Source organism: Micromonospora sp. NPDC005087, from assembly GCF_042872965.1.
Taxonomy (GTDB): domain Bacteria; phylum Actinomycetota; class Actinomycetes; order Mycobacteriales; family Micromonosporaceae; genus Micromonospora.
This window is the reverse complement of the sequence record NZ_JBIALB010000039.1, coordinates 1-24,486: the sequence shown is the minus strand read 5'-3', so window position 1 is coordinate 24,486 and position 24,486 is coordinate 1. Positions and strand designations below refer to the sequence as shown.

Below are 24,486 nucleotides of genomic sequence, written 5' to 3'. Positions count from 1 at the left end.
ACACCGGTGGGCAGCCGCAATGTGGGAGCGTCTCGCCGAGCACCTGGACCGAGTCTGGCCGGACACCGATCCTGCGCAAAGTCTCTAAGTAGCCGATGACAGTGCATTGGATCTTGAGGCGATCCGAACCGTTCCGTGTCGTCCCTGGTTCATAGCAGGAGCTCCCAGGTCACCCGGAGTGTTATGGTCTCGTCTCTGGACGGAGGTCGTCATGCATAAGTTGGTGGTCCTGTATTCCAAGCCCGCCGACCCTGACCACTTCCGCGACTACTACGTGACCAACCACCTTCCACTGGTCATGAATCTGCCCGGCCTGCTTGCGTGGCGCTACAGTTTCGACGTGGCGGCGACCAAGGGAGAAGCGCCGTATTTCGCGGTCTTCGAAGGCGACTTCGCTGACGCCGCCGCCATGGCCGCGGCGCGGGCGTCGCCGCAAGGCCAGCGGGTGGCCGCCGATGTCGCCAACTACGCCACCGGCGGTGCGGTCATCATCCACTATCCGGTGCAGGACGGCACCGGCTGAGGCAGGCCGGTACGCTCCGGGACGCGTTCGGTCGGCCGTCGCGGCCAGGTCCGGCCATCGGCAGACGCCGTTCGCGGTTGCCGGTTCGTTGAGCGTCAGAGGTGGGCCCATGTCCTGGCCGGATGTCACGGTGGTTGATGCGTGCGTGCGGCGCGACGGCCGGGGCGGCAGCCCCACGGCCGTCACCGACGACGACCCGGCGGCGACGGACGCGGACCGGCGTGCGGTCGCTGCTGCGGCCGGCACCTCGCACGCGGCGTTCCTCGGCCCGGGGCGGACGCCGGACGGTGGCTGGCCGGTCCGGTTCTTCACCGCCACCGCCGAACTGTCCGGCTGCGGCCACGGCACCGTTGCCGCGCAGGCCGTCCGGTTGACCCGCACCGCGCTGGGCGAGCTGAACGACCGCCAACACACCGGCGGGCGCACGTTCGACACCGTCGCGATCCGCCGCCCCGCCGGCATCGAGGTGTGGTTCGACCAGGGCCTCGTCGCGCTGCGTCACCCGGCACCGGACGAGCGCGCCGCGATCGTCGCCGCGCTCGGGCTCACCGCGGACGATCCGCATCCGACCGACGCGCCACGGATCGCCGCGCCCGGCGCACCACGCATGCTGGTACCGGTCCACGACCGGTCGGCGCTGCTCCGAGTCTGCCCACACCTCGGCAGGCTGACAGCGGCGTGCCGGCGGTACGGGCTCCTCGGCTGTTTCGTGTACGTACCGCCGGTGGGCGACCGACCGGGTGCGGCGCGGATGTTCGCGCCGGCGATCGGTGTCGACGAGGACGTCGCCAACGCCAACAGCACCGGCTGCCTGGCCGCCCACCTGCTCGACACGACAGGGGCACAGACGGTCGCGATCGAGGTGGAGCAGGGTGAGACCCTCGGTCGACCGGCCAGCGTGCTCGCTTCGGCCCGACGCGGGCCGGCGGGCATCACGACCCGGGTCGGCGGGTTAGCGGTGGTCCGCGACGGACACCGAGGCGACAACTAGACCGTCCTCTTTTGCCGCCGACCGGGCGCTACGTTGTGCAACCCTCGCCCGACGGGCTGCGCCGCCCGCTCGTGCCGATGAGCGGATGTCTGGGTGTCGGCAGAACGCCGCCGTGAGTGCGTCGCAGACCAGCGATCGTGCGGTCGGTCGCCGGGCGTTTGATCCTGACTTGGTGCTGCCGATCTACGGGTTGTCCCGTAAGTGATCTATGGAGTGTTGGCTGACCTGCTCGTTGTAGCGGAATCGGCGGTGATGGAGGTGTGCAGGTCGGTGATGCGGAGGGGTCAGTTCTGGTTCACCGGCCAGACCGCCGCCGGATCGCAGTGGGCCGGGCACGCCAGCAGGTAGACCTCGTTGCCAAGAAACAGCCAGTAGGTGTCGGCGCGGATGCTGTAGGGCTGCTCTGGCTGGCCGGGGTGGACGGCGAACTCCATGCCCTCCGGCACCTGGCAGACGTACACCAGATCGGCGCCGCACGCGCACCTGTAGTACTCGGGATCCTGCGCCCAGGAAGGAGTACCACCCACCTTGAAACTCTGGGCTCCGAGCCCTCGCGAGTTGGGGGTATCCATGAAGGGTCGCAGCGTCAGCGGCAGGGCGCACAAGGACGGTTCGGCCTCCGCCGCTGGCAGCGCCGCGTGGCGCTGGAGCAGCACACGCCAGAACGGGCGCGGGTAGGGCGGCTGCGGAGCGTCCCAGTACCGAGGTACAAGCCGACCATTGGCCGACTCGGGTTCGGATGCGTCGTTGTGAGCACGGCAGTGGAAGACCAGCAGGTGGTCTCCGCCGAAAATCTCCACGTCCGGGGGTATGTCGAGTTGAAAGAACAGAGCCATCCGCTCGCCGCAGAAACACACGGGCCATTCCTGGGCGTCGTCGAGGAATGGCCAGCCGCCCACTGAGTTCCGCATCGGCCGGTCCAGCGGCTCGGTCCCGACCTCGACCACGTGGGCAGGCAACACCACCCGCACCTTCCTCACATCATGTTCGACCACCCGCTCACCCTAAGGGCTGTCGTATGGCTGCTGGTCGCGGGCGAGATGGTCTTGGAATGGCTGGTGTGATCACGGCGTCGCAGTCGTCCTGGATAGCCCCGTTCACCGGGCTGAGCCCGCGCAGTTTCGGCAAGTTGGCGACCATGCTGCGGCGTGAAGGAACGGACGCGGTCCGCCGGGGCCGGCCGTGGGGCCTGCCGTTGGAAGATCGGGTGCTGCCGGTCGCGGCGTACTGGCGCACCAACCTGACACTGCGCCAGCTCGCCCCGCTCTTCGGGCATGCGACATCCTCTTCTGCCGCGATGAGCGCGGTCATGCCGATGATCGGACGTCGAGGTTGTATCCACCGCAAGGGTGCGACCCTTTCGGAGCGACGCGGTCGCGTTTCTCCGTCGTCAACCCGCTGCGGCCAGGCCGACGAGGTCGGCGCTGACCTGCCAAAGGCGTGCGGCAGTAGCCTCGTCGTAGCTGCGTTTGGACGACCTCTGCGGTCCGCCCTTCGTGAGGTACAGCCCCGTCCGGCCTTGGAGGGCTGGCGCGGAGGCGAGCTGGATCGAGGTCGCGGCGCCTCGTGCCGGTGATGCCATGAACGCGCGCAGGAAGGGGACGAGCAGGCGTTGGGATCGGCTGGGGTCCTCGGCTCCGAACGACGTGCTCACGAGGCCAGGGTGGGTAGCGTTGGCAGTGACGTCGCCAGCCGAGAGCCTGCGGGCGAGCTCGTAGGTGAACAGGACGTTCGCGAGTTTCGACTGGTTGTAGGCGCGTGCTCTAGGAGCGCTCACCTTGGAGATCGTCAAAGTCGATGCGACCGAGTCTCTGGGCGTTCGATGCGACGGACACTACGCGGGACGGGGCGCTCCGCCTCAGCTGGTCGAGCAACAGGTTGGTGAGCAGAAAGGGCGCCAGGTGGTTTACCGCGAAGGTGTGCTCGAGACCGTCGGGGGTGATCCTCCGGGTGTTCCAGTAGCCCCCGACATTGTTGACGAGGACATCGATCCGGGGAAGGCGCTCTAGCGCCTCGTCCGCCAACCGTCGGATTTCTGCCTGCGAGGACAGGTCAGCGACGAAAGAGTCCACCTGTCCGCCGACTGCGCGGACCTCACCGGCCGCCGCCTCCGTGCGCACGCGGTCGCGACCGGTGATCGCGACGCGCGCACCTAGACAGGCCAGGCCCAGGGCCGTCGCTTTGCCGATGCCTCGGGTCGCGCCGGTGACCAGCACCGTCCTGCCGGCCATCAGACCCTTGTCGGTCAGCACCATGCCGTCACGCACCCTGAGCATGCGGCTCGGTGCGAACGCCCTTGACCAGAAGCCAGACGCCGAACGTCAGCTCAAACAGCGCGCCGGGGATGAGGAGGACCAGGCTGACGTGGCTGCCGAAGATCTCGGCGACGGCGCCCGTGAAGTGGACCACGTACCCGACCACGCCCCACGCCGCCAGAAACCGGGGGACCAGGCGGGTCCGGTAGAGCAGGACGCACAGGAAGAACGCTCCGAACGCGAGCCCCGCCTGGCCAATCTGGTACGCCATCGTGTTGGAGTCCACCGCGAGCGAGCCCAGGGACCGGGCTAGCTCTGCGCTGACCTGCCCTGCATCGAGCTGCTCTGACAACGGGATGAGTGAGAGGAGACAGAGGGCGCCGACTGCCAGCAGGGCGACCTCGAAGACCATCGCGGACAGATAGGTCAGGGCGGTCCGCTTGCCGTGCTTCTCCAGGATTGGGAAGAACAAGACGGCCTTGCCGATGTCGACGGGGTGTTCAACAGCATGAGGCAGGCGCCGAGGACCAGGGTGGCCTGGTGAGCGGAGACGCTGGTGCCTAAGTCGGGCGTGTCCACCACGGAGCTGACCAGGGCGAAGCCAACTCCATACGTGACGAACCCTGCCAGGAAGAGTGACCCGATCAGGCGTCCGTACGTCCTGCCGGTGTCGCTTGCCCAGCCTGCAGCGGAGGGCGGTGGAACAGCGGCGTGCTGGTCGGGCAACGGCGGGCCACTGGTTGTCGCGGTCACGGGTTGCTCCTTGCGGTCGGGTGGACGGGTGGTTGGAAGTCGGTTGGCGGTGATGTGTCCGGGGATCAGACGGTGATCGCGACCTTGCCGCGGACCTGGCCCCTCTCGAGGAGCCGCATGGCGTTGGGCGCCTCGTCGAGCGGGTAGCTGCGGTCCATGCTCGGGATGACCTTGCCAGCCTCGATCAGCTCGGTGAGCCGCTCGAGGTCGGTGGCGCGCTCCTTTGCCATGAACAGCGCCAGACGCTGCCGCAGGAATAGTGAGAGCAGCGCTCCGCGCAGCTGCCTGCCCATGCCGGTCAGGCTGCCGCCGTTCTCACCGCCGACGAATACGACCGTCCCTCGTGGTTCGAGTGCTCGCCGCAGCCGCCTCACCGAGGGGCGTCCTCCGATGTCGAGGATCAGGTCGTAGCGGCGAGTCCCGTCGGCGAAGTCCTCGTGGCTGTAGTCGATGACGTGGTCGGCACCGAGGGAGGTCACCAGGTCGAGCTTTGCGGTGCTACAGACTCCGGTGACCTCGGCGCCGAAGGCCTTCGCCAGCTGCACCGCGTAGGTCCCGACGCCGCCGGACGCGCCGAGAACCAGCACGGACTGACCCGCCTGCACCCTTCCGACGTCGAGGAGCGCCTGCAGCGCCGTGCCGGCCGACACGGGAACGACCGCAGCCTGGGCGAAGGACAGGTTCACCGGCTTCCGGGCGAGCTTGTCCTCCCGCGCCACGGCATACTCGGCGAAGGACCCCGGAGCGATCCCGTACACCTCGTCGCCGACCGCGAACCGTGTCACCGACGAGCCGACTCTCGCTACCGTGCCGGCCACGTCACGGCCGGACACCGGGCTCTTTGGTCGCCGAAGCCCGAAGCCGAGTCGCATCACGTAGGGCTTGCCCGTCATCAGATGCTCCGTGCCGCGGTCGAGACCGGCCGCGCGCACCCGCACGAGCACCTCGTGGTCGGCGATCACAGGACGGGCGACTCGGGCCAGCCGCAGGACCTCCGAGCTGCCGTAGCGGTCCTGGATGACCGCCCTCATCATCGTCGGCGTCGCCCTGGTCGGGGTCGTCATAGCGGTCCTCCGGAAGTCAACTTGAAGATCCGTACTTAGTACGAATACGCTAACGTACTTTGTACGAAGGTGCCTATAGCACGAACGGACGAGGAATATGAATGTCTGAGCCAGTCAGCGAGGGCGGCCGGCGGCGAGCGCGGCTGACCCGCGAGCGCGTCCTACAGGGCGCGCTGTCGGTAGCCGACTCCGGCGGTTTGGGATCGCTCACGATCCGCTCCCTCGCCAAGGAGCTCGGCGTCAAGCCGATGTCGGTCTACTACCACGTCGCCAACAAGGACGAAATCCTCGACGCGCTCGTCGACATCGTCTTCGGCGAGATCGAGCTTCCGGTTCCTGGCCGTGACTGGCGGTCCGAGCTGCGGAGGCGAGCTCACTCGGCCCGCCAGGTCTTAGCGCGACACCGCTGGGCCATCGGGCTGCTGGAATCGCGGAGCAGCCCGGGGCTTGCCAATCTGCGCCACCACGACACCGTCATCGCCACCCTGCGCGAAGCCGGGTTCTCGGCCGAGATGACGGCGCACGCCTACGCGCTGATCGACAGCTATGTCTACGGCTTCGCACTTCAAGAGGCCGCCCTCCCGTTCGAGGGCCCAGAGAGCGTCGGCGAAGTGGCGGAACCGATTATGGAGCTGATGGGCGCGGGAGAGTACCCGCATCTCGTCGAGATGGCGACCTCGTATTACATGCAGCCCGGCTACGACTTCGGCGACGAGTTCGTGTTCGGGCTCGACCTCATTCTCGACGGGCTCGAAAGGTCGCTCGGCCTGGGATGAGTGCCGCTCGCGCGATGGGCATGACGGCGAAAACGTCCGGTAGCCGAGATGAGTGTACGGCGCTTAACTACCTCGCCATGCTTAAAGTCCCGCAAGAACTCGGCTTCGGCCCCGGTACGACCTGCTGGCGGCGGTTGAAACGCTGGATTGATGCCGGCGTGTTCGACCAACTCCACCAGATCCTGCTCGAGCGGTTGAACACAGGGAACCGGATCGACTGGTCGCGCGCGGCGATGGACGGCAATCACATCGACGCCAGAAAGGGGGTCTCGGGACAGGCCCGTCGCCGGTCAACCGCGCAAGCCCGGTTCCCAAACACCATCTGATCTGTGACGGCAACGGCACCCCGATCTACGTGCTGACCAGCGGCGCCAACATCCCCCGACTTCAGCCGCGCCCTCGAGTTGCTCGACGGCGGCCCCGGGGACGTCCTGACATGCCGCGATCCGCGCTCAATGAAGTGCGTCATATCGCCGGCGTCATCGATCGGAAGTCCCGACACTTCCAACGGTGAACACGCCAACGGACCGGCGACGAGACCATACGGGGGGCGGCCTCGGGCGCACACGCTCCGACGAGCGTCGCGCCGCCGCCGTGACCGATCGCTATGATGCCGGGCGGACCAAGGGAGGAGACAACATGGCGCTGACCGTGCGGGTCCGGCCGAACGCCGCGTCCCTGTCGTTCCTACTGCTCGGCGCGGCGCTGATCGTGATCGGGGCAATGAGCGGCGGCGTGCTGGGCCTGGTGCTGGTCGTGTGGGGCGCGTTCTTCGCGGTGCTGCTCGGTTACCCGGTGGCGGCCAGCACGTTGTTGCGGGTGCCGGCGGTGGTGGTCGGCCCGGACGGGATCCGGCTGCCGCTGATGGGTGTCCGGCTCGAATGGCCCGAGATCGCCGAGGTGCGGCCGGGCGTCAAGATGCGCGGCCGGACACAGACCCCCGTGCTGCTGGTGGTACCCGCCGACCCGGTCGCCACGGTCTCGCAGGCGCGCTGGTGGCTGCGCCGGGAGGCCCGCAACGATTTGGCCTCGCTCGGCGCCCCGGTGGTCATTGACGACCGCTCCCTCGATCACACCCTCACCGAGATCAGGTCCGCGGTCAGCGCCCACGCACCCGCCCGCTGAGGTGGATCGGGCCGCCGATTCCACCAGACAGCGGCCCGCAATGCCCGTTCCCGCACAGGTCAATTCGCCCGTCGGCGCGGGGGCACTTGAGCCAGTTCACGCTCGCCAACAGGTCGGAGAGCTACACCCGCGAGATGCTGCGTGCGACGTTGCCGCGCAAGCAAACGCACTGACATGCCGCGATCCGAGCGTCACGGAACGTGATCGTCGGCGTGCCGATAAGCGTCCGGACACATGTCGAGAAGAGTGCACTCGATCGCGGCCTTGGCGTGCGGTGAGCGGCGGCCCCGGGTCCGGGCTGCCGCGCCTCGTAGCCGGGCAGAATCGGGCAGGCGCGGGTCTCGACCTGTCCGGGTCCACCGCGCTCGGCCCGCCGTCCATCTTCATCGACCCAACGGACTACTTCGGCATGGACGCAATACATGGCCAGATTATGGTCTCTGCCGGGCAAGGGCCGGCAGGACTCAAGCTGTCGGGCGTCGCACCCAATGCGCATCCGAATCTGCCGCGCAGCGGGCGTTGACACCGGCTGTGAGCGGTGACGCACCGTAGGTATGACTACCTCTCCCACGTCTGGTCCCAACATCGTCTCTCCTGATCATCTCGTTCTCCGTGCGGCGGTAGCCGCCTACCTCGGTCGGTACCGTGGTGACACGCGCTTGCACACCGACTCCGATCTGCGCGTCTTCCTCATCTGGTGTACCGACCAGGGCCTGGATCCGCTGTCGGCGGCTCGGGTGGACATCGAGCGGTACGTGCGCTGGCTGCAGGACGTACGCCGCTTCCAACCCTCGACCGTTTCCCGCCGGCTGTCGGTGGTCGTCGGCTTCTACCGCGTGTGCGTCATCGACGACATCCTGCCGAACTCACCCGCCGACTATGTCCGCCGACCGACGGTGCCACCCGAATCACCCACCCTCGGGCTGGGCCACCTACAGTTCGAAGCACTGATCACCACCGCACGGCTATCGGCCAACCCGAACGACTTCGCCCTGGTCTCCATGCTCGGACTGCTCGGGCTGCGGATCTTCGAAGCCTGCGGCGCCAACATCAGCGACCTCGGCGAGGAACACGGCCACCGCGTCCTGCGCGTGCGCGGCAAGGGCGGCAAGGTCGTCCTCGTCCCGCTGCCGCCCGCGGTGGCCAGAGCCATAGACCGCGCCGTCGACGGCCGCCTCGACGGTCCGGTCCTGCGCAACACCCTCGGCGCGCGGATGGACCGGCACGCCGCGACCCGCCGGCTCAAGCACCTCGCCGCCAACGCCGGGATCCGGATGCCGAGGATGCACCCACACATGCTGCGCCACACCTTCGTCACCACCATGCTCGACGCTGGCGTGAGCCTGCGCGACGTGCAGATCGCCGCCCGCCACGCCGATCCCCGCACCACCATGCGCTACGACCGCGCCCGCAAGAACCTGGACCGCCACCCCAACTACATCCTCGCCGCCTACATGGCCTCGGGAACGTAGCGACCACAACGAACGTGTCTGCCGATGGTCGGATGGGCCTGTGGGCGTGTGGGGGCACCGACGAAATTGCCTGGCCAGGCGAAATGAGTGCTGCTCGGGACTGCTTCCCACGCTGGTGAAGGTCGTCTCCCGGCGCGTCGACGACTGATCAGCGGGACGGGTGGCCTGTCTGCAACCGCGCCACTGTGATCTCGTCGCGTTTTCACCTGGCCGGCTGCTGCCTGGGTCTACGCGCGAGCCGGCCGTGGTGTGTCCTGGGCGAGGGATTCGGCGAGGAGCCGCCAGATTTCAGCGGCCAGCGCCATGTTGCCGTTGTCCTGGGCTTGTTCGGCGAGGCCGCGCAGGCCGGCCACCGCTTCGTCGCGTGCGCCGTCCAGTAACAGGAGCCGGTTGCGCAGCACGTCGAGTTGGATGCGGTCCTGGTAGGGCAGGAGCGGGTCGAGGCGGTCGAGCTGGTCGAGCAGCGCGCGGGCCTCGGCGGCGTGTCCGGTGTGCATGGCGAGGTGCGCGCGCAGGGCCAGCAGCTCTTGTTCGATGGCGGGTGTTCCGGTCAGGGGAAGGCTGGCCTGGACTTCCTCGACGCGGCGGTGGGCGGCCTCGGTGTCCGGTGGGGTGGTCTCCAGGTTGAGCTTGGCCGCGCTGATTCGCAGGCGTGTCCACAGGGTGGGGTTGTCCCGTCCGTCGAACCCTCGCACGGCCTTGCCGAGCAGCTCGGCCGCGGCGGCTGGCTCGCCTTGGCGGAGCCGGATGTGGGCCGCGGTCCAGAGTGCCTCGGCCCACAGCGTGTCTGACCGGCCCTCGACGAGGCTGAGCAGTTCGTTGGTGTGCCGGCTGGCCTCGGGCAGCCGGTCGGCCTCGGCCAGCGCGGACACCACGGCCAGCAAGACGTTCGCCATGACATAGGGGGCCACTGTGTTGTCCTTGGCGAGCTGGTGGGCCGTCAGCGCGGTGTCGACGGCGGCGGGGACCTCGCCGGTGGACCGTAGGCAGCGGGCCAGCTCGGCCAGTGCTCTGGCCCGCAGCTCGGCCAGTCCGAGTTGGTCGCTGAGGGTGGTCAGCTCGTCCAGGCAGGCCCGCTGCTCGGCGTACTCCTTGCGTTGCCGTCGCCAGTCGGCGACCTGCCACAGGGCCTGCCAGCGCAGCAGGGGGTCCTCGCCTTCGGCGGTGGCCAGCGCGCCGGACAGCAGCTCGCCCGTCTCGTCGGGGCCGAGGCCGGTGGCGATGGTGAGGCTGCGCGCCAGTGATGAGGCGGTGGACTGCATCAGCTCCTCGGTGCTGACGCCGAGCTGGCTGGCCAGGTGCGTCAGCGCGCGTTCGGTGGGTTGGCGGGCCCCGGACTCCAGCCGGGACAGGTAGCCGGTCGACATGTCGTCGCCGGCGAGCGCGCCCTGGGTCAGACCTCGCTCGATCCGTAGTTGCCTGAGTCGGCGGCCGAAGGCTGGTTGTTCCACCACATCCCGAGTCTAGCCAGCTTGCCTCAAGCCTGGCAATCTGCCCTACCCTGAGACGCCTCGCAGGCAAATACTTCTGGCAAATTCTTGCCAAGATGCTGGCAACTGTCGTAGCGTTCCTGGCATCGCAACCGAGCACGACATCCAGGAGCGAGTGATGAGCAAATTTTTGGAGGTCCCGTGCCCGTCGGTTATCTGATCACTGTGGCGTTCGTCGCGATCGGCACGCTGTTCGCGCTGGCGCCGGTGCCGTGGTCGCGCCCGCTCGGCCGCCTGAGCTACTACTCTGGCCTGGTCGTGAACGAACTGCCGTTCGCAGCCTTCCTCTACATGCTGATCCTGCCGACGTGGCTGGCGTTCGCCGAGGGCGACATCAACTCGGCGGGCGGGTGGGCGGTCGTCGGGCTGGCCGCCGCGACCACGCCCGGGCTCGCGATCATCGCCCACCGCGCACTCGGGGACTGGGCGAGGATCGAGCACGCCATGGACGAAGGGCTCGGGGCCGGGTGGCGCACCACCCTCGACGCCGAGCTGGCCGAAGGGCTGCGGCACCGCCTTCCGTGGGCCCGCATCGTGCTGCGGCCCATCTTCCGGCGCCGGTGGGAGGTCCGGCGCGTGGCCAATCTCGCCTACGGCGACGCAGGTCGCAGAAACCTGCTCGACGTCTACCACCACCGGTCACGGCCCGAAGGCGCGCCCGTACTGATCCACCTGCACGGAGGCGGATACTCCGGGGGCCACAAGAACAGCCAGTCGCTGCCGCTGCTCTACCACCTGGCCAGCCGGGGCTGGGTGTGCATCAGCGCCAACTACCGGCTGAGGCCACAAGCCCAGCACCCCGACCACCTGATCGACCTCAAGAAGGTGATCGCCTGGGTGCGGGAACACGCTCACGAGTACGGGGCCGATCCGGCGACGCTGTTCGTCGCGGGCAGCTCGGCGGGCGGGCACATGGCAGCGCTGGCCGCGCTCACCCCAAACGACCCCGCCTTCCAACCGGGCTTCGAGGACGCCGACACCTACGTTACCGGCGCCATCTACCTGAACGGCTGGTACGGCGGCTACTTCGGCCAGGGACCAGAGTCCTCGCCGCTGGCCCACATCACCGCGGACGCACCGCCGTTCTTGGTGGCGCACGGCGACCTGGACCCGCTGGTGCCTGTGGCAGATGCCCGGCATTTCGCCGACCAGCTCCGCCGTACCTCCACCAACGCCGTCGTCTACGCCGAGCTGCGCGGCGGCAACCACGCCTTCGATCTGTTCCACTCGCTCCGCTTCGAAGCGGTCATCGACGCGATCGAGGCCTTCACCGCCTGGGTGAGATCACGGGAGAGGACGCCCCAGCCCTAGCAGGAGACCGGCATGCTGCCGGTCGACGACACCGCAGTGGCCGCTGCTGGGCAGGATCGCCCGGAGCTGCAGAAGGCCATCCAGGAGATCGTCGATTCCGGTTTCGCCGCGGTGCAGCTGCGCGTGCACGATGAGCGGGGCGAGTGGGTCGGCAGCGCCGGGGTACGCAAGCTGGGCGAGGCCGCGAAGCCGCTGACGAACGGGCGGTTCCGGATCGGCAGCAACACCAAGACCTTCACCGCGACCCTGGTGCTGCAATTGGTGGCCGAGGGCAAGATCGGGCTAGACGACCCGGCCGAGCAGACACAACCGGTCGAGGATCCCGTCGGGGACGAAGTCGGCCGAGTGGGTGCCTGCTCGGCCGTGGCGTGCGTGGCCGTGACCTTCGCGGACGAAGCCGGAATCGCAGCTCCGAACGCGCGGGGCAAGGCCGAGCCCCTGCCGCGGCGTCCGCGCGTCAACGAACCGTCACCTGGCAACCGCCGTACGACTGGGTCGACACCATCCGCTGGCCCGGTCCCCACCCCGACCACGTCCATCCAGAACAACGCTGGGGCGCTCGCCCGAGCGGAACCGCGCCGCGTGGACGCCGGCCTGGTCGCGGGCCACGCCGGCGACGACGAAGCCGATGTGGTTGACGACGCGGTGGCGGAAGTAGCGCGATGCCCCGCTCGCAGACGCCGCCGCTAATAAGCTGCGGGGCCGAGCCAGGCCCAGGATGGACGTCCCGACGGGCATCGACGCGCGCATCGAGCACAGACGCCGTACTGACCATGAGGAACCGATAAACGTCCGCTTCTGCCGCCGACCGCGCGCCCCAGCCGATGCTGCTCGACTCTCTGCCGAGGTGAGTGCTCTGGCCGCGAGGTGAGGGTTCGACCATGCTCGCCGATGTCTACTAATCGTCGAAGTCGAACGCGAAGGTACCCGCCTCGATGCGGTCGATGAGCTCGCCGACATTGTCGGCTTGTCTGATGGCGCTGTCCCACCCGCTGCTTGTGATGTCGACGAGCAGCACCGGTGCAGGGTCACTGCACAGGTCGAGTACAAGCTGTTCATGGGAGCCGTCACCGCCGATGATCGCGATGCCGGGGTGCGCATCGGTGGCTTCGTCCCAGGCGTCATGCAGCTCGAGCATTTCGCGTGGCGACTTGAGCCACACGTAGGTTCCGCTGGTCATCCAGCCTCGTCGAAGCCACGACTCACCTTGGAGGTAGGTTCGCCACGCGGCAGGCAGAGCTTGACCTAGGGCCTTGTCGGCGTCGGTGAACTCCTGGTCGTTTACTGGGCCGCGGTAATCGGCTTCTTCGGTGATCGCGCCGACGATGTGGGCGTTGAGATCGGCAAGCTCTGCGGCGGGGATCCAGTACTCCAGCACGTCGCGGCCACCGGCCTGGTGAGCCTCGTAACGGTCCAGGTAGGAACGCTGGACGTTGAACCGGGTTACGTAGCCGACACCTTCGGCGGGGACGTTCCACTCGCGGGCGATCTTCGTGGCGTACCAGCGGTTAAGCACGGGGTAGAAGATTGGCTGATCCGGCAGGCGTGGTGGCCAAGCCCGCCACCTGGACTCCGCCACGAGGTCGAGTTCGGCCTGCCCGGTGGGCCTCCATAGGGTGATCGTGTCGGAGGTGTCGATGGTCTGCTCCTCGCCAAAGTTTCACACCAACCGAGTTCGCAGCTGACAAGGTCGGCATCCTCTTCTGCCGCGGACCGTGAGCTGCAGAGCGTCACGATCGCTTGAGCCAGGCGCCGTCCGGTCGTGCCGAGATCAGCGCATCCGATCTTGACGGCATGGTGCCTCAACTGGCACCGTGGCAGCCCGTTCGAGCCTTCGGGATCTCGGCGAGGCGGTAGCCGTAGCCGTCGAGCAGTCGCCAGGGCACTGGGCTCAGATGCCGTGAAGGAACAGGGTCATGCCGCTCAGGCGGTCGCCGGCCAGGGTGAGCACCACCAGCCCGCCGGGTCGCTCGGTGCCGTCCCCGACGAGGTGCGAGACAAACGCAGGTTGCCCGTTCATGCGAGTAGGGCGCAGCCGGATTCTTAGCCTTTGGCTGACGCGCCAAGCGGCGCTGGTCCGCAGGAACGAGATGATGGCGGCCACGCCGTGGTATTCGTGCGGGGCGGGCGGCATGGCTAGCCATGCCTCGTCGGTGAGCAGACTGACCAGGGTGTCGAAATGGTTACCTGCGAAGGCCTCGGCGAAGCGCTCGACCACCTGACGTTCGCGCGCCGATCCAGGCGCGGGCGGCGCCTCACGGGCGGGGTCGCGGTGACGTTCGATCGCGCCGCGTGCCCGCTGCAGCAGACCTTTGATCGCGGTCGGTGTGGTGTCCAGCATCGGCGCGACCTCACCGAGCGGGTACCCGAGCACGTCGCAGAGCACCAGCACGGCGGCCTGCCGCGGTGTGAGGCGCTGCAACGCCGCGATGAACGCCAACTCGATCTCCTCCCGCGCGGCGTAGCGAGCCTCCGGGCCGCGGTCGGCGTCGGGCACGTGCTCCAGCAGCGCGTCCGGGTAGGGCTGCAGCCAGGTCACGTGAGTGCGGCGGCTGGGCTCCGGCGGCTGAAACGGTGGCTGGGGCTCGGACGGTATCCGTCGGCCCCGATCCCGCAGCGCGTTGAGGCAGCGGTTGGTAGCGATCCGGTAGAGCCACGACCGCAGCGATGAGCGGCCCTCGAATCCGTCCAGGCCGCGCCAAGCCGCCAGCAGCGCCTCCTGCAGCACGTCCTCCGCATCGGTCACCGAGCCCAGCAGGCGGTAGCAGTGCACCAGCAACTCGCGCCGGTGCTCTGCCACCAGCTCCTCGAACGTGACCTGTGCCACAGCCGTTCCGTTTCCCGGCTCGGGGGTGTCGTAACGGGCGACACCGAAGGAGAGATCATGACCAGCCCAGCATTGCAGATCGCCTTAGCTCATCATCGCGCGTGGACCGGCAAGAACCTCGAAACGGCGATGACCTACATCGCGGACGACGTCGTGCTCGATGCCCCTCCCGGGCGACTCGCCGGCATCCACGCCTACCGCGAGTTTCTCAGGCCGTTCGCGGAACAGTTCCTGATCAGCGCGGAGATGATCGCCGCATTCGGGGACGACAGCACAGCCCTGCTCATGTACGACACCGAAACGATCCCGGCCAAAAGCGCACCGGCGGCCGAGTGCGTCACGGTCCGGGACGGAAAGATCGTCCACAACCGGTTCATCTTCGACCGTCTGCCGTTCGAAGAGTTCCAACGCCGGCAGGCCGGTGATGGCGTTCGATGACCAACTGGCCGTCCGGGTGCGGGAGGCCCTCGCTGACCAGTCGGGCGTTACCGAGAAGCGGATGTTCGGCGGGCTCGCCTGGCTGGTGCACGGCCACATGGCCGTCGTCGCACTCAACGGCGGAGGCCTGATGGTGCGGATCGCCCGAGCCGACCACGAGATGATGCTCGCCGAACCCGGTACCGCCACAATGGTGATGCGCAGCCGACCCTTGCGGGGCTGGATCACAGTGGCCGAGCAGGCCTGTGCCACACGTTCGGACCTGGTCACCTGGGTACGGCGCGGGCTGACCTACGCGTTGACATTGCCAGGCCGGTAGGCGTCAGCTCGCCCGCCGGTACCGCGTACCAGCGGGCGAGCTGGCCATCCACTTATGGCACTTATGTCAAGGCGCCGCTCGAACCAGGGGTTTAGGGTGGTTGATGGCGGGTCCGGGAAGTGGCTTGTCCGAAGGGCCGATGTCCGGGGTCAGGTCGGTCACGCTGGATTGCAGAGTCGTCCCCGAGTGCCCTCCCGGATCCGCCGCCTGCCGTCGTTTCTGGTCGGCGACCATCTGGGCGTAGACGACGTTGGACAGTCGCCGCTTCAGCGCGCGCTGGTGGCTCCGGTGCTGTGGACCGTCGGGGCCGACGGGGCGGTTCTCACGACTGGTTGGCCTGACGCGCTTGTCGCTGCCCCGGCTGCCGCCTTACGGTCACGGCCGGATTTGCTAGGTTGACCGCCGTGGCCGTCGTACGGGCGTTCGAGCACGACGATTACTCTCCCGAATATGGACTCGTCGTCCTGCGGGACCCGGACGACCCGGGGGAGCCGGGCGACGATCCGGAGTTGCCGCGCGGGCGTGACCGTGAAGACGAGCCGACCGGCACGTTCGCCGGAGCTGGCGCCGGCTGGATCCTGTGTCAGGCCGGCGACGGCCACCACATGGTGCGTTTGGAGCTGCACGACGGCCCGCCGCCAGCTGACCACGCAGGCTTCGACGACGTGCTGGAGACTCCCTACCGTGCGAGCTCCGGGGGTCTGTCGCTGACCGTCCTGACCGGCGGCGCCGGTCCGGCCGACCTCGAGCTGGGTGGCGGTGGCTGCTACCGGGTCCGGGTGGCGCGCCGGCGGGGCGACACCGAGGACGGGTTCGGGGATCGCTGGTTGCTGCGCTTCTGGCCGGATCCGGCACCTGAGCCGCCGGTCTGGCTGGCTCGCGGCCGGCCGGCCGTCGGTCCGGGCTACGACGGCTGGCAGTCCGAGCTGCAGTACGAGCCGATGGAACTGGCCGGCATTGTCAACGCCGCGGCCCGTGAGCACGCCGGGCCGGTGACCGTGGAGCACATCGACGACTGGGGCCGGACGCACTCGCGCCCGCCGGGATGGCTCGACGCGCCGCTGTGGCAACCGCCTCGGGAGCCGTTGACCACCGGCCACGCCGACCTCGATGAGCGCAACGCCGCCCAGCGCGCGGAGGTGGTGGCTCGGCTGGCCGGGCAGCAGCGCCGGCTTGACGAAATCGCTGCCGAGCTGGGCGTGCCGCCGGTGCGCCGCAAGCGTGACCTGCTGCCGCTGCTGGCCGCCGCCGGCATCCTGGTTCGCGAGGGCCCGGACGGCTACCGCGCCGGGCGGCCGGCCCGGGTGGACACGGTGCTGTCGTTGCCGCCCGACCGGGTCCGGTCCGTCCGGCTGCAGGACGCCCGCAGCCGGTACGGCCCGCTGGCCGAGGATCTCGAGGCGGTGTTGAGGTGGGCATCCCGGGCACCGCTGGAGACCACAGCCGCCGAGCTGGCCGAACGGCTGCTGGTGAGCGAGGCAGAGCTGCGCGACGGGCTGGCCTTCGCGGAGCGGACGGGCCTGCTGCACGTCGACGGCGGGGAGCCGCTGCGGCTGTGGCTGGGACGCCGGCCGAGCCCGGCGTCGGCCCCCCCGACCGCGCCGGTCACCCCAACCGTACCGGACGTCCCAACCGCGCCGGCCGCGCCCGTTACACCGACCAGGATGTCGGTCGCCGCGCCGATGCTGTCCGGTCCGGCGCCGAACTCGGACGGCCCGTCGACCAGAAGCTTCATGCTGGGTGCGATGGCGCGGGTGGCGGGCGACGCGGCGGACGGCCGCGGGATGTTCGTGAGGTTCCCGCAGCGCAACCGGGAGGAGCCGCCCGGCCCGCCGTTCGGTGCGCCGCCGCGGGCCGGCGTGATCGAGGCGAACGGCACCCTGGTCGGGTGGCGCGACGGCGCGCGGGTGGACCTGGCCCGGCTCGAAGCCGCGCGCTGGAGCCGGGCACTCCAAACCAGGCAGGGCGTGCTTGTGGTGAGCCACGGGCACCCGGCCCGGTTGGTCTCCGCGGCCGGCGAGGTGACCGAGATCGACGAGGTGCGGATGCCGGGCGTGATGCTGCTGGGCGACGGCCGGCGGGTGGCGGTGGTCGACAGCGAGCACCGCCGGCGGGTGTCGCGGTACCAGCTGCGGGTGATCGACCTGGGCGGCGGCCCGGTGGAGACCATGCCATGGCCAGACGACCGGGGGATCAGCCTCGTCGGGGCGTACCGCGGCACGGTCTTCTTCGCCGACCACCAGGCCCAGTGGGCCACAATGCGTTGGACACCCGGCACCGACCCGGAGCGGTACGCGCACCCGGTGCAGCAGATCGACCCGCTCACCGGCACCGGCAGCGCGCGGAAGGTGGAGGGGATCACCGTAGTTTGGCCAGACGGGACGACGGTGACGGTGCCGGTCGACCAGATGGCCCGGCTCGCGCCCGGCGGTGACCGGTTGTGGACGGTGCGCTCCAACCCGCCGGCGCTCACGCTGTTCCCGGTCGAGCCGGGAGCTACGGTGCAGCCGCAGGTGTGGTGGTTGCCTGGGGACCGCCGGCGGTCCCCACAGGGGACGTATCGAGAGCCGATCTGGGAGGACACCGAACACGTGCTCTTCGGCTACCACCCCTGGCACTTCCCGCGCGAACCCGCGAGCGGAGTACGGCTGTCGGTGCGCGACGGCGCGATCGAGCGGTTACCCGCCGTCGGCTCCCGCGGGCAGTCGGTGATGTTCGTGGAGCCGCTGTTGACGCCGTAGCCCTTTGTGCAAGGACGTTAATGTGGACTTTCATAAAGGGCGGCCACGACGATGACGACCTCTACCCAACGGATCACGCCGATCGTTGCCCCTCGCCGAAGATCAGACACACGCATCTGCCGATGACAGTGCACTCGATCATGCCGATGAGAGGTGCACCGACTGAGGCGTCGCCACAGCTTTCCCGTGGGCGTTTTCAAGCCTGCATCGCCAACTCGGCACCGAGACGACTATCGAGCTGCCACAAGATCCTCTCACTGTTGGAATTCAAGGCCCGGAGTGGAGGACTCGAGTGACCGGGGTCACGCCCGGGTATGTCACGGATCGGAAGGCCGCCTTGTCCCATGGCCATGACGGAGATGAAGAACCAGAGTGTGATCGTGGCCGGAGCCAGTGGTGTTTTCGGCCGGCACATCCGCGAGGCGCTGACCGACGCCGGGCACACCGTGCTAGGCGTGGGCCGCGGCGAGGGCAACGAGATCCGCGCCGACCTGCTCGACCGCGACGGACTGCTGCGGGCGTTCGAGGGGATCAAGGCCGACGTCGTGGTGCACGCCGCGACCGCGTTGCGCAAGCCGCCGATGACGCACAAGGGCATGTTCGGCACCGACGACCTGCGGGTCACCGGGACCGCAAACCTGATCGAGGCGGCCAAACTTGCGGGCGTACGCCGCTTCATCGGCGAGAACGTCGCCGTCGGCTACGGCTACCGCGACTTCGGCGACCGCGTTCTGACCGAGGCCGACGAGTTCGGGGCGTCCGTGACGGACCCGAACATCAACCGGCACCTGGAGGGCATGCGGGAGAAGGAGCGCTTGCCCCGGGAGTCGGGGCTGGAGGCGATCTCACTGCGATTCGGCTTCTTCTACGGGCCGGGGGGCACCGAGACGATGGTGCACATGCTGCGGAAGCGACAACTGCCGGCGTTCAACGACCACGGTCACATCTCGCCGTGGACGCACCTGGCCGACGCGGCCGCCGCCGTCGTCGCGGCGATCGATCGCGGCCGGCCCGGTGAGGCGTACAACGTCGTCGATGACCACATGGGCTTCGGGGAGATGATCCGGGCGATCGCCGAGACCTTCGGCACACCCAAGCCGTTCACCGTGCCCACGTGGATGATGGCGGTCGCGCCCTACATGCACCTGATGCTCGGCGTCACCATGCGAGTCTCGAGCGAGAAGGCCCGCCGCGAGCTCGGGTGGCAGCCCGCGTACGCGACGGTGCTGGACGGGCTGCGGGCGCAGGCGCTCGGTCACGTCTAGCCTGTTCCCATGATCGATAGCCAGGTCTTCGCTCAGCATCGGCGGCTGCTCTTCGACGTCGCGTACCGGATGACGGGGAGCGTCGCCGATGCCGAGGACATCCTGCAGGAGGCCTGGCTGCGGTGCCGCGACGTCGACGGCGGCCAACTCGCGAACCCCCGGGCGTACCTGGTCAAGACCATCACCAACCTCTCGCTCAACCAACTCACCTCGGCCCGCGCCCGCCGCGAGACGTATGTCGGGCCGTGGCTGCCCGAGCCGGTGCTCACCGCGCCCGACGCGGGCCAGGAGGCCGAGATGGCCGAGTCGATCTCGATGGCGATGCTCGTCGTCCTGGAGACGCTCACCCCCGCCGAACGCGCGATCTTCCTGCTCCACGACGTTTTCGGCTACAACCACGCCGAGATCGCATCCATTCTGGACAGGTCCGAGGTCGCGGTGCGGCAGACCGCGGTCCGGGCGCGGGCGCACGTCGCGGCCCGCCGGCCTCGCTTCGACGTCGACCAAGGCGTACGCCGAGAAGCAGTGGACCGGTTCCGCAAGGCCTGTGCCGGAGGCGACCTGAACGCGATGATGGAACTCCTGGCGCCCGAGGTGATCTGCTGGTCGGACGGCGGTGGCAAGGTGACCGCGGCCCGCCGGCCGCTGGAAGGCGCCGACAACGTCGCCCGCTGGCTGCTCGGGGTCTTCGCCAAGCCGGAGACGCAGAACACACGGCTCGTGATCACCGAGATCAACGGCGGGCCGGGCATCCTGGGCCTGGCCGACGGGCAACCGGCCGGGGCGATCTGCCTCGACTTCGACGGCGAGCGGATCACCGGCGTACGCATGCAGGGCAACCCGGACAAGCTCCGAGGCCTCACCCGCTGATCCCACCTCCCCCGTCGATCATGAACCTAAGATGATCCTCAACGGAACAGTTCCGGATCACCGTTCCATTCAGCCAGCCACATCAACGAGTACGCCGACAAGCGGTAAGTTGAACAGCCGGCGACCTGGTCGGCCGGCCACCGCAAAACACGGCCACGTCGCCCTCAACGCACGGATTTGCCGATGACCGGATGTCGATCGGGCGCCGTGCCGCGGGTGCGCTTCTGGCGACGCAGAAACTGTCCCAACCGCACGCGCGAGGTGGTTCCGGCCCAGACGTGTGCCCTGCCGACGGGGCTGACCCGGCGGACGCCGCGCCGTCAGGCCGTTGCAGGGAGGATGACCCGTTCCAGCACCGTGAGCGGGGTCCGCCACTGGTCGGGGTCGTCGTAGTTGCCGGCGGTGACGGCCACGGTGAGGTCCATGTCGGGCAGGACGAAAAGGCGCTGGCCGCCGTTGCCCATGCCGGCCACCAGCCGATGGCCCTCGATGGATTCGATGTACCACTGGTAGCCGTACTGCGCACCCCAGCCGGTCTGCAGGCGTGGCTGGAGCATCGCGCGGATCCAGTCGGTGGAGACGATCTGCTGGCCGTCCCAGATTCCCTCGGTCAGCACCAGTTCGCCGATCCTGGCCAAGTCGGGGGGCGCGAGTCGCAGCCCGGACGCGGCGGAGGCCACTCCGTCCGCGCCGGTCATCCACTCGAAGCTGCCGATACCCAGCGGCGCGAACAACACGGCCTGCGCGTACTGCGGCAGCGACTGCCCGGTGCCGTCGGCGATCAGCCGGCCGAGCAGAGCCGTGGCACCGCCGCAGTAGGTCCATCGGGTGCCGGGCGGCTCGAGGATCGGCCGCTCCAGAATGTACCTGTACCGGTCCGGCGCCAGCTCCATCGCGATCTCGGCGTTCGCCGGGCTGCTGTACGGGAGATCTTCGCGCCATTCCACGCCCAACGACATCGTCAGCGCGTGCTCGACGGTGAGCTGGGCACGCTGAGGGTCGACCGCCAGGTCGGGGTACTGCGGGAACAGCCGCAGGAGCGGTTCCGCCGGCGGCGGAACCAGCCCTTCGCCGAGCGCGATGCCGTACAACAGCACGGTCGCGCTCTTGGTGACGGACCGGATGTCGTGCAGCGTCTCGGGCCCGAACTCGACGACGCCCAGCGAGTCGCCCCAGGCGTAGTCCTCGCCGGCCCCGTAGTACTCCAGCAAGGTTTGACCACCGCGAACCGCCGCGACGGCGTGCAGACCGCCGAGCTGGCCAGCTTGGAGTATCTCGTCGAGACGGTCACGCAACTGCGTCGTCATAGGCACTCCCAGGGGGCGATATCGGCTGGCGGAACAGCATGCTCGTTATACCGGAATTTCCGCTCTTGGAGCGGGCCGGGTGGGAGGGCCCGGCCCGGCCCGCCGCAGCTGCCCGCTTCAGCCATGATTCGGTCGTGAGAGACGGCCACCTCCTGGCGCAGAGCCTCGACGTCGGCGTCCAGGACCGTGCCGCCCCATTTTGCGTACCACACCGTTGGTGGGGTCGCTGTCGACGGTGCGCGGGGTGGTGCCGAGCAGCACAACGCGCCACGTCCAGCGCGAGCTGCCGCCGCGCATCCGCATCTGCCGCCGACCGTGCGCGCTGGGCCTCGAGGCGCCCTGACGCTCGGTCTTCAACAGCAGCTGGCGCGGCTGGGAATCATTCGAGTGCGGTCCTCACCGAGCGATCGGCGGCGGTCTTGCGGAACCCGCAGCATGGCGAGCTGTTCATCGTTGACCAGCCGAGGCAACCCTGCCCTGCCCACGCGGACGCCCCGGGCCCGCGCTCAGTCCACGTCGGCCGGGATCGGGTCGAACGACGTCCCGTCCGCCGGGCCCACCTCGTGCAACCGCCCGTCCCGCACCAGGTACACGAAATTGTGCCGGGTCCGCGCCGCGAAGTCGGCCCGCTGCTCGTCGGTCCAGTCGTCGCGGTGGGCGCGGGGGTACTCGGCGTGGTCCGGTTCGGTCAGCAGCCGGACCACGTAGACGGCGTTGGCGCGCACCTCGATACGCCAGCGGTCGTCGGGCCACTCGCCCTCGGCCTCGATGACGCCGTCGACGACGTGGCCGAAGGTGAACCTGTCCAGCGCGGGCGGATACACCCGGCCGGGCACCGGGTCGACCCGCTCGCGCGCGACGGTGGCGTCCTGCTCCAGGAACGTGTGCACCAGGTACCCCATCCAGAATTCGGCATCGTAGAACTTCTCGTTCTCGTTCCAGGCGATCGCGGTGCCGTCGGCGGTCGGCGCCCACTTGCACCAGTACCCGGGCTTGCGCGGGTCTGGATCCCTGGCGTCCTCGATCTCGTCGCCGTAGCCGAGGGCGTAGGGGCCGGTGGACCGGGGTTCGTGCCTGGTCTCGGCGAACGCCAGCAGGTAGTCGATCTCGTGCTGGTTCAGCGGAGGAGTGATCGTCACCTGGCCGGTGAACGTGGTCTCGTAACCCACGGCGGTTCCCTTCCACGAAGCGTCGCATGTGTATACCAAAGCGTGGAAGGCACTGATCCGAGCATGCAGGAGTTCGGGAGTGGAACTGACCGGCACGTTGGCGGAGACCCACTGGGAATCGCATCGACCTGCGATCTTCGGGTCGGCCTACCGGATCCTCGGTTCCGAGGCCGAGGCCGAGGCCTGCATGTCGGCGGCGTGGCAGCGCAGGAGCCGAACGCAAGATCTGAAATCGGCGAAGGTATCCGCTTCTGCCGCCGACCGTGCGCGTGGCTGTTGGTCGACTGTCACCGCTACGCGGGTTCCTCTGCCGTGCTGCCGTACAGGGTGGCGAGGACACGATGCCGCAAGATCTCGTACTGCTGGCGACATCGCCGGGGAGGGCCGGGCGGGCGCTGCTGCACCTGACCGCCGACAACGACTTCCTGCAGGTAGAACTGATCAGCGGTGAGGTCGACGTCGCGGCCGTCGGGTAACCGATTCCAATAGTGGTAGCCGACCTTGGCGTCTCTGGCGAAGACTTCACCGAGGATCAGTTCTCCGCCGAGCAGGTCCTGAATGATCAGTGCGGTCGCTCCGCATTGACCACGGGCTGCGTTGTCTGGATGCCAGTCCTGCATATCATGCGGGTCGCAGGTATCCGCTCCCCAGCCGGCCCGCAGTATCGGCTGCAGCAATTCCAGGCTAATCAAGAGCGGGTCTGTTCGCTTGTCGCGTTCTCCGGACGTCACCCATGCAGAGTGAGCCCTCGACCGGGTCGAGGGTCAAGTAAACCTCGGGCCACGGGTTTCCCGGTTGGCCGAAGAGCGCCACCGCCGGGCGTACTCAACTGCCGCGAAGCCCTCGTCACCGAGGGTGAGGTCGGCGCCGGTCGCCGGCGTCCGGACGTGCCGATGAGCGTGCGTCTGTCCGCCCAGATTGGTCGCGATATCAAACCTCGGGCGCGCTTCAGCGTGCGTGCCGCTGGATATGGTCGAACCCGTACGGGTGCGTGACACGTGGAGTGGACGGGGATGGTCGAGACGATGGTCGTGGTCGAGTGGGGAGACGAACTCGGCGAGGGATACCGGCGCCGCATCACCGAGGTCTACGTGCGCAGCTTCGCAGCGGACTTCGTCGCGTTCTCGCGCGACACCGGGAAGTTGGCCGACGCGTTCGAGCACATGCTGCTGCTCGAACGGTTCTACATCGCGCTCGTGGACGGGGAGCCCGCCGGCCTCGCCTCGCTCACCGAGAGCGACCAGACGCTGTTCGCGCCGCGCTGGCGGGAGATCCGGCGTCATCTCGGGCTGGCGCGCGGGCTGCTCGGCTACGTGGTGATCCGGAGATGGTTCATGTGCCCCTCCGACGACGCCCGGCCCGGGCTCGCCGAGATCGGGTTCGTCGCCACCGAGCCGGCTTATCAGGGTCGCGGCGTCGCGACCGCGTTGCTGCGTCACCTGCTGGAGTTGCCCGGGTATCGCGAGTACGTGCTCGAGGACATCAAGGACACCAACGCACCCGCCCTCGGCCTCTACGCCAAGCTCGGCTTCACGGTGTACAAGCGTCGGAAAGTGCGCTTCGCGCGACGCGCCGGCTTCACCGAACTCGTGTCGATGAAGCTCGTGCAGGACTCCACGTCGCAGCCTACCGCCGACCGATCACCCGGAGCCGTCTGACGGGACACTGAGGTGCTCCCGCTGCCCGAGGTCGAGATCTAAGAGGGCATCTCGTGCGACTTTGATCTGATACACGCTGTTGATGCCCTGCCGGCCCCTGCCTGTCCGAGCCGTGATCATCTATACATGACG

24 protein-coding genes and 2 pseudogenes are annotated in these 24,486 nt (G+C 68.7%); 15 read left to right on the top strand and 11 right to left on the bottom strand.

What is annotated here, in order from left to right; all coding sequences use genetic code 11:
* The first annotated feature begins 211 nt into the window (after positions 1-211).
* Together ACFYPS_RS35245 and ACFYPS_RS35240 are read left to right on the top strand one after the other, a co-directional pair.
* Complete coding sequence (locus ACFYPS_RS35245; protein WP_354968862.1) at positions 212-523, top strand: EthD family reductase; 312 nt, start codon at positions 212-214, stop codon at positions 521-523.
* Positions 524-632: 109 nt separating this feature from the next.
* The gene (locus ACFYPS_RS35240; protein WP_354968861.1) at positions 633-1,514 is read left to right on the top strand and encodes a PhzF family phenazine biosynthesis isomerase; all 882 of its coding nucleotides are present in this window, start codon (positions 633-635) and stop codon (positions 1,512-1,514) included.
* 284 nt (positions 1,515-1,798) lie between these two features.
* On the opposite strand, the gene ACFYPS_RS35235 is transcribed toward ACFYPS_RS35240, so the two are convergent.
* Positions 1,799-2,509 carry a hypothetical protein gene (locus ACFYPS_RS35235; RefSeq protein WP_387330573.1) on the bottom strand — a complete coding sequence of 237 codons (711 nt, stop codon included), beginning with the start codon at positions 2,507-2,509 and terminating at the stop codon, positions 1,799-1,801.
* Positions 2,510-2,565: 56 nt separating this feature from the next.
* On the opposite strand from ACFYPS_RS35235, the pseudogene ACFYPS_RS35230 reads away from it, so the two are divergent.
* Positions 2,566-2,805, top strand: a pseudogene (locus ACFYPS_RS35230) (transposase family protein); the annotation flags it as partial.
* A gap of 99 nt (positions 2,806-2,904) precedes the next feature.
* On the opposite strand, the gene ACFYPS_RS35225 reads toward ACFYPS_RS35230, so the two are convergent.
* The 4 genes from ACFYPS_RS35225 to ACFYPS_RS35210 form a co-directional block, all read right to left on the bottom strand.
* Entirely contained in the window at positions 2,905-3,291 is a 387-nt protein-coding gene (locus tag ACFYPS_RS35225) for a hypothetical protein (protein ID WP_354968630.1), read from the bottom strand.
* The gene (locus ACFYPS_RS35220) at positions 3,278-3,769 is read right to left on the bottom strand and encodes an SDR family NAD(P)-dependent oxidoreductase (RefSeq protein ID WP_354968629.1); all 492 of its coding nucleotides are present in this window, start codon (positions 3,767-3,769) and stop codon (positions 3,278-3,280) included. Before ACFYPS_RS35220 ends, ACFYPS_RS35225 begins: the two co-directional genes overlap by 14 nt.
* Before the next feature lie 4 nt (positions 3,770-3,773).
* The gene (locus ACFYPS_RS35215) at positions 3,774-4,256 is read right to left on the bottom strand and encodes a DUF4386 domain-containing protein (protein WP_354968634.1); all 483 of its coding nucleotides are present in this window, start codon (positions 4,254-4,256) and stop codon (positions 3,774-3,776) included.
* A gap of 331 nt (positions 4,257-4,587) precedes the next feature.
* Positions 4,588-5,553: an NAD(P)-dependent alcohol dehydrogenase gene (locus tag ACFYPS_RS35210; RefSeq protein ID WP_354968633.1), complete on the bottom strand. Its 966-nt coding sequence runs from the start codon at positions 5,551-5,553 to the stop codon at positions 4,588-4,590.
* 134 nt (positions 5,554-5,687) lie between these two features.
* Between ACFYPS_RS35210 and ACFYPS_RS35205 the strand changes: the two genes are divergently transcribed.
* From ACFYPS_RS35205 to ACFYPS_RS35190, 4 genes are all read left to right on the top strand, one after another.
* Positions 5,688-6,362, top strand: a complete 675-nt coding sequence (locus ACFYPS_RS35205; RefSeq protein WP_354968628.1) for a TetR/AcrR family transcriptional regulator — start codon at positions 5,688-5,690, stop codon at positions 6,360-6,362.
* A 14-nt stretch (positions 6,363-6,376) separates the two neighbouring features.
* Positions 6,377-6,688 carry a hypothetical protein gene (locus ACFYPS_RS35200; RefSeq protein ID WP_354968627.1) on the top strand — a complete coding sequence of 104 codons (312 nt, stop codon included), beginning with the start codon at positions 6,377-6,379 and terminating at the stop codon, positions 6,686-6,688.
* Positions 6,689-7,001: 313 nt separating this feature from the next.
* Positions 7,002-7,487 (top strand): hypothetical protein, encoded by a 486-nt coding sequence (locus ACFYPS_RS35195; protein ID WP_387330568.1) that lies wholly within the window; start codon positions 7,002-7,004, stop codon positions 7,485-7,487.
* Positions 7,488-8,146: 659 nt separating this feature from the next.
* Entirely contained in the window at positions 8,147-8,959 is an 813-nt protein-coding gene (locus tag ACFYPS_RS35190; protein ID WP_354968625.1) for a tyrosine-type recombinase/integrase, read from the top strand.
* A 227-nt stretch (positions 8,960-9,186) separates the two neighbouring features.
* Here the strand turns inward: ACFYPS_RS35190 and ACFYPS_RS35185 are convergent, their stop codons facing one another.
* A complete protein-coding gene (locus ACFYPS_RS35185) occupies positions 9,187-10,410 on the bottom strand; it encodes a helix-turn-helix domain-containing protein (RefSeq protein ID WP_354968624.1) in 1,224 nt (407 codons plus the stop codon).
* A gap of 180 nt (positions 10,411-10,590) precedes the next feature.
* Between ACFYPS_RS35185 and ACFYPS_RS35180 the strand changes: the two genes are divergently transcribed.
* Positions 10,591-11,760, top strand: a complete 1,170-nt coding sequence (locus ACFYPS_RS35180; protein ID WP_354968623.1) for an alpha/beta hydrolase — start codon at positions 10,591-10,593, stop codon at positions 11,758-11,760.
* 12 nt (positions 11,761-11,772) lie between these two features.
* On the top strand, positions 11,773-12,450 hold the full coding sequence (locus ACFYPS_RS35175) for a serine hydrolase (protein WP_354968622.1): 678 nt from the start codon (positions 11,773-11,775) through the stop codon (positions 12,448-12,450).
* Between the two features lie 601 nt (positions 12,451-13,051).
* On the opposite strand, the pseudogene ACFYPS_RS35170 reads toward ACFYPS_RS35175, so the two are convergent.
* Positions 13,052-13,399 (bottom strand): annotated as a pseudogene (locus ACFYPS_RS35170) (ADP-ribosylation/crystallin J1); the annotation flags it as partial.
* A gap of 252 nt (positions 13,400-13,651) precedes the next feature.
* Complete coding sequence (locus tag ACFYPS_RS35165; RefSeq protein ID WP_354968621.1) at positions 13,652-14,587, bottom strand: RNA polymerase subunit sigma-70; 936 nt, start codon at positions 14,585-14,587, stop codon at positions 13,652-13,654.
* Positions 14,588-14,644: 57 nt separating this feature from the next.
* Here ACFYPS_RS35165 and ACFYPS_RS35160 point away from each other — a divergent pair, with 57 nt between their 5' ends.
* The 5 genes from ACFYPS_RS35160 (at position 14,645) to ACFYPS_RS35140 (ending at position 20,220) form a co-directional block, all read left to right on the top strand.
* Positions 14,645-15,025 (top strand): nuclear transport factor 2 family protein, encoded by a 381-nt coding sequence (locus ACFYPS_RS35160; RefSeq protein WP_354968620.1) that lies wholly within the window; start codon positions 14,645-14,647, stop codon positions 15,023-15,025.
* A complete protein-coding gene (locus ACFYPS_RS35155) occupies positions 15,012-15,344 on the top strand; it encodes a TfoX/Sxy family protein (RefSeq protein WP_354968619.1) in 333 nt (110 codons plus the stop codon). The genes ACFYPS_RS35160 and ACFYPS_RS35155 overlap by 14 nt, the downstream gene beginning before the upstream one ends.
* A 404-nt stretch (positions 15,345-15,748) precedes the next feature.
* A complete protein-coding gene (locus ACFYPS_RS35150) occupies positions 15,749-18,085 on the top strand; it encodes a hypothetical protein (protein WP_387330562.1) in 2,337 nt (778 codons plus the stop codon).
* A 344-nt stretch (positions 18,086-18,429) separates the two neighbouring features.
* The gene (locus tag ACFYPS_RS35145; protein WP_354968617.1) at positions 18,430-19,350 is read left to right on the top strand and encodes an NAD(P)-dependent oxidoreductase; all 921 of its coding nucleotides are present in this window, start codon (positions 18,430-18,432) and stop codon (positions 19,348-19,350) included.
* 9 nt (positions 19,351-19,359) lie between these two features.
* Positions 19,360-20,220, top strand: a complete 861-nt coding sequence (locus ACFYPS_RS35140; protein ID WP_354968616.1) for an RNA polymerase sigma-70 factor — start codon at positions 19,360-19,362, stop codon at positions 20,218-20,220.
* Positions 20,221-20,540: 320 nt separating this feature from the next.
* Here the strand turns inward: ACFYPS_RS35140 and ACFYPS_RS35135 are convergent, their stop codons facing one another.
* From ACFYPS_RS35135 to ACFYPS_RS35125, 3 genes are all read right to left on the bottom strand, one after another.
* Entirely contained in the window at positions 20,541-21,527 is a 987-nt protein-coding gene (locus tag ACFYPS_RS35135) for a serine hydrolase (protein WP_354968615.1), read from the bottom strand.
* Positions 21,528-22,033: 506 nt separating this feature from the next.
* A complete protein-coding gene (locus tag ACFYPS_RS35130) occupies positions 22,034-22,696 on the bottom strand; it encodes a hypothetical protein (RefSeq protein WP_354968614.1) in 663 nt (220 codons plus the stop codon).
* A 293-nt stretch (positions 22,697-22,989) separates the two neighbouring features.
* Positions 22,990-23,427: a hypothetical protein gene (locus ACFYPS_RS35125; RefSeq protein WP_354968613.1), complete on the bottom strand. Its 438-nt coding sequence runs from the start codon at positions 23,425-23,427 to the stop codon at positions 22,990-22,992.
* A 282-nt stretch (positions 23,428-23,709) separates the two neighbouring features.
* On the opposite strand from ACFYPS_RS35125, the gene ACFYPS_RS35120 reads away from it, so the two are divergent.
* Positions 23,710-24,354 carry an N-acetyltransferase gene (locus ACFYPS_RS35120; protein ID WP_354968612.1) on the top strand — a complete coding sequence of 215 codons (645 nt, stop codon included), beginning with the start codon at positions 23,710-23,712 and terminating at the stop codon, positions 24,352-24,354.
* The last annotated feature ends 132 nt before the right edge of the window (positions 24,355-24,486 follow it).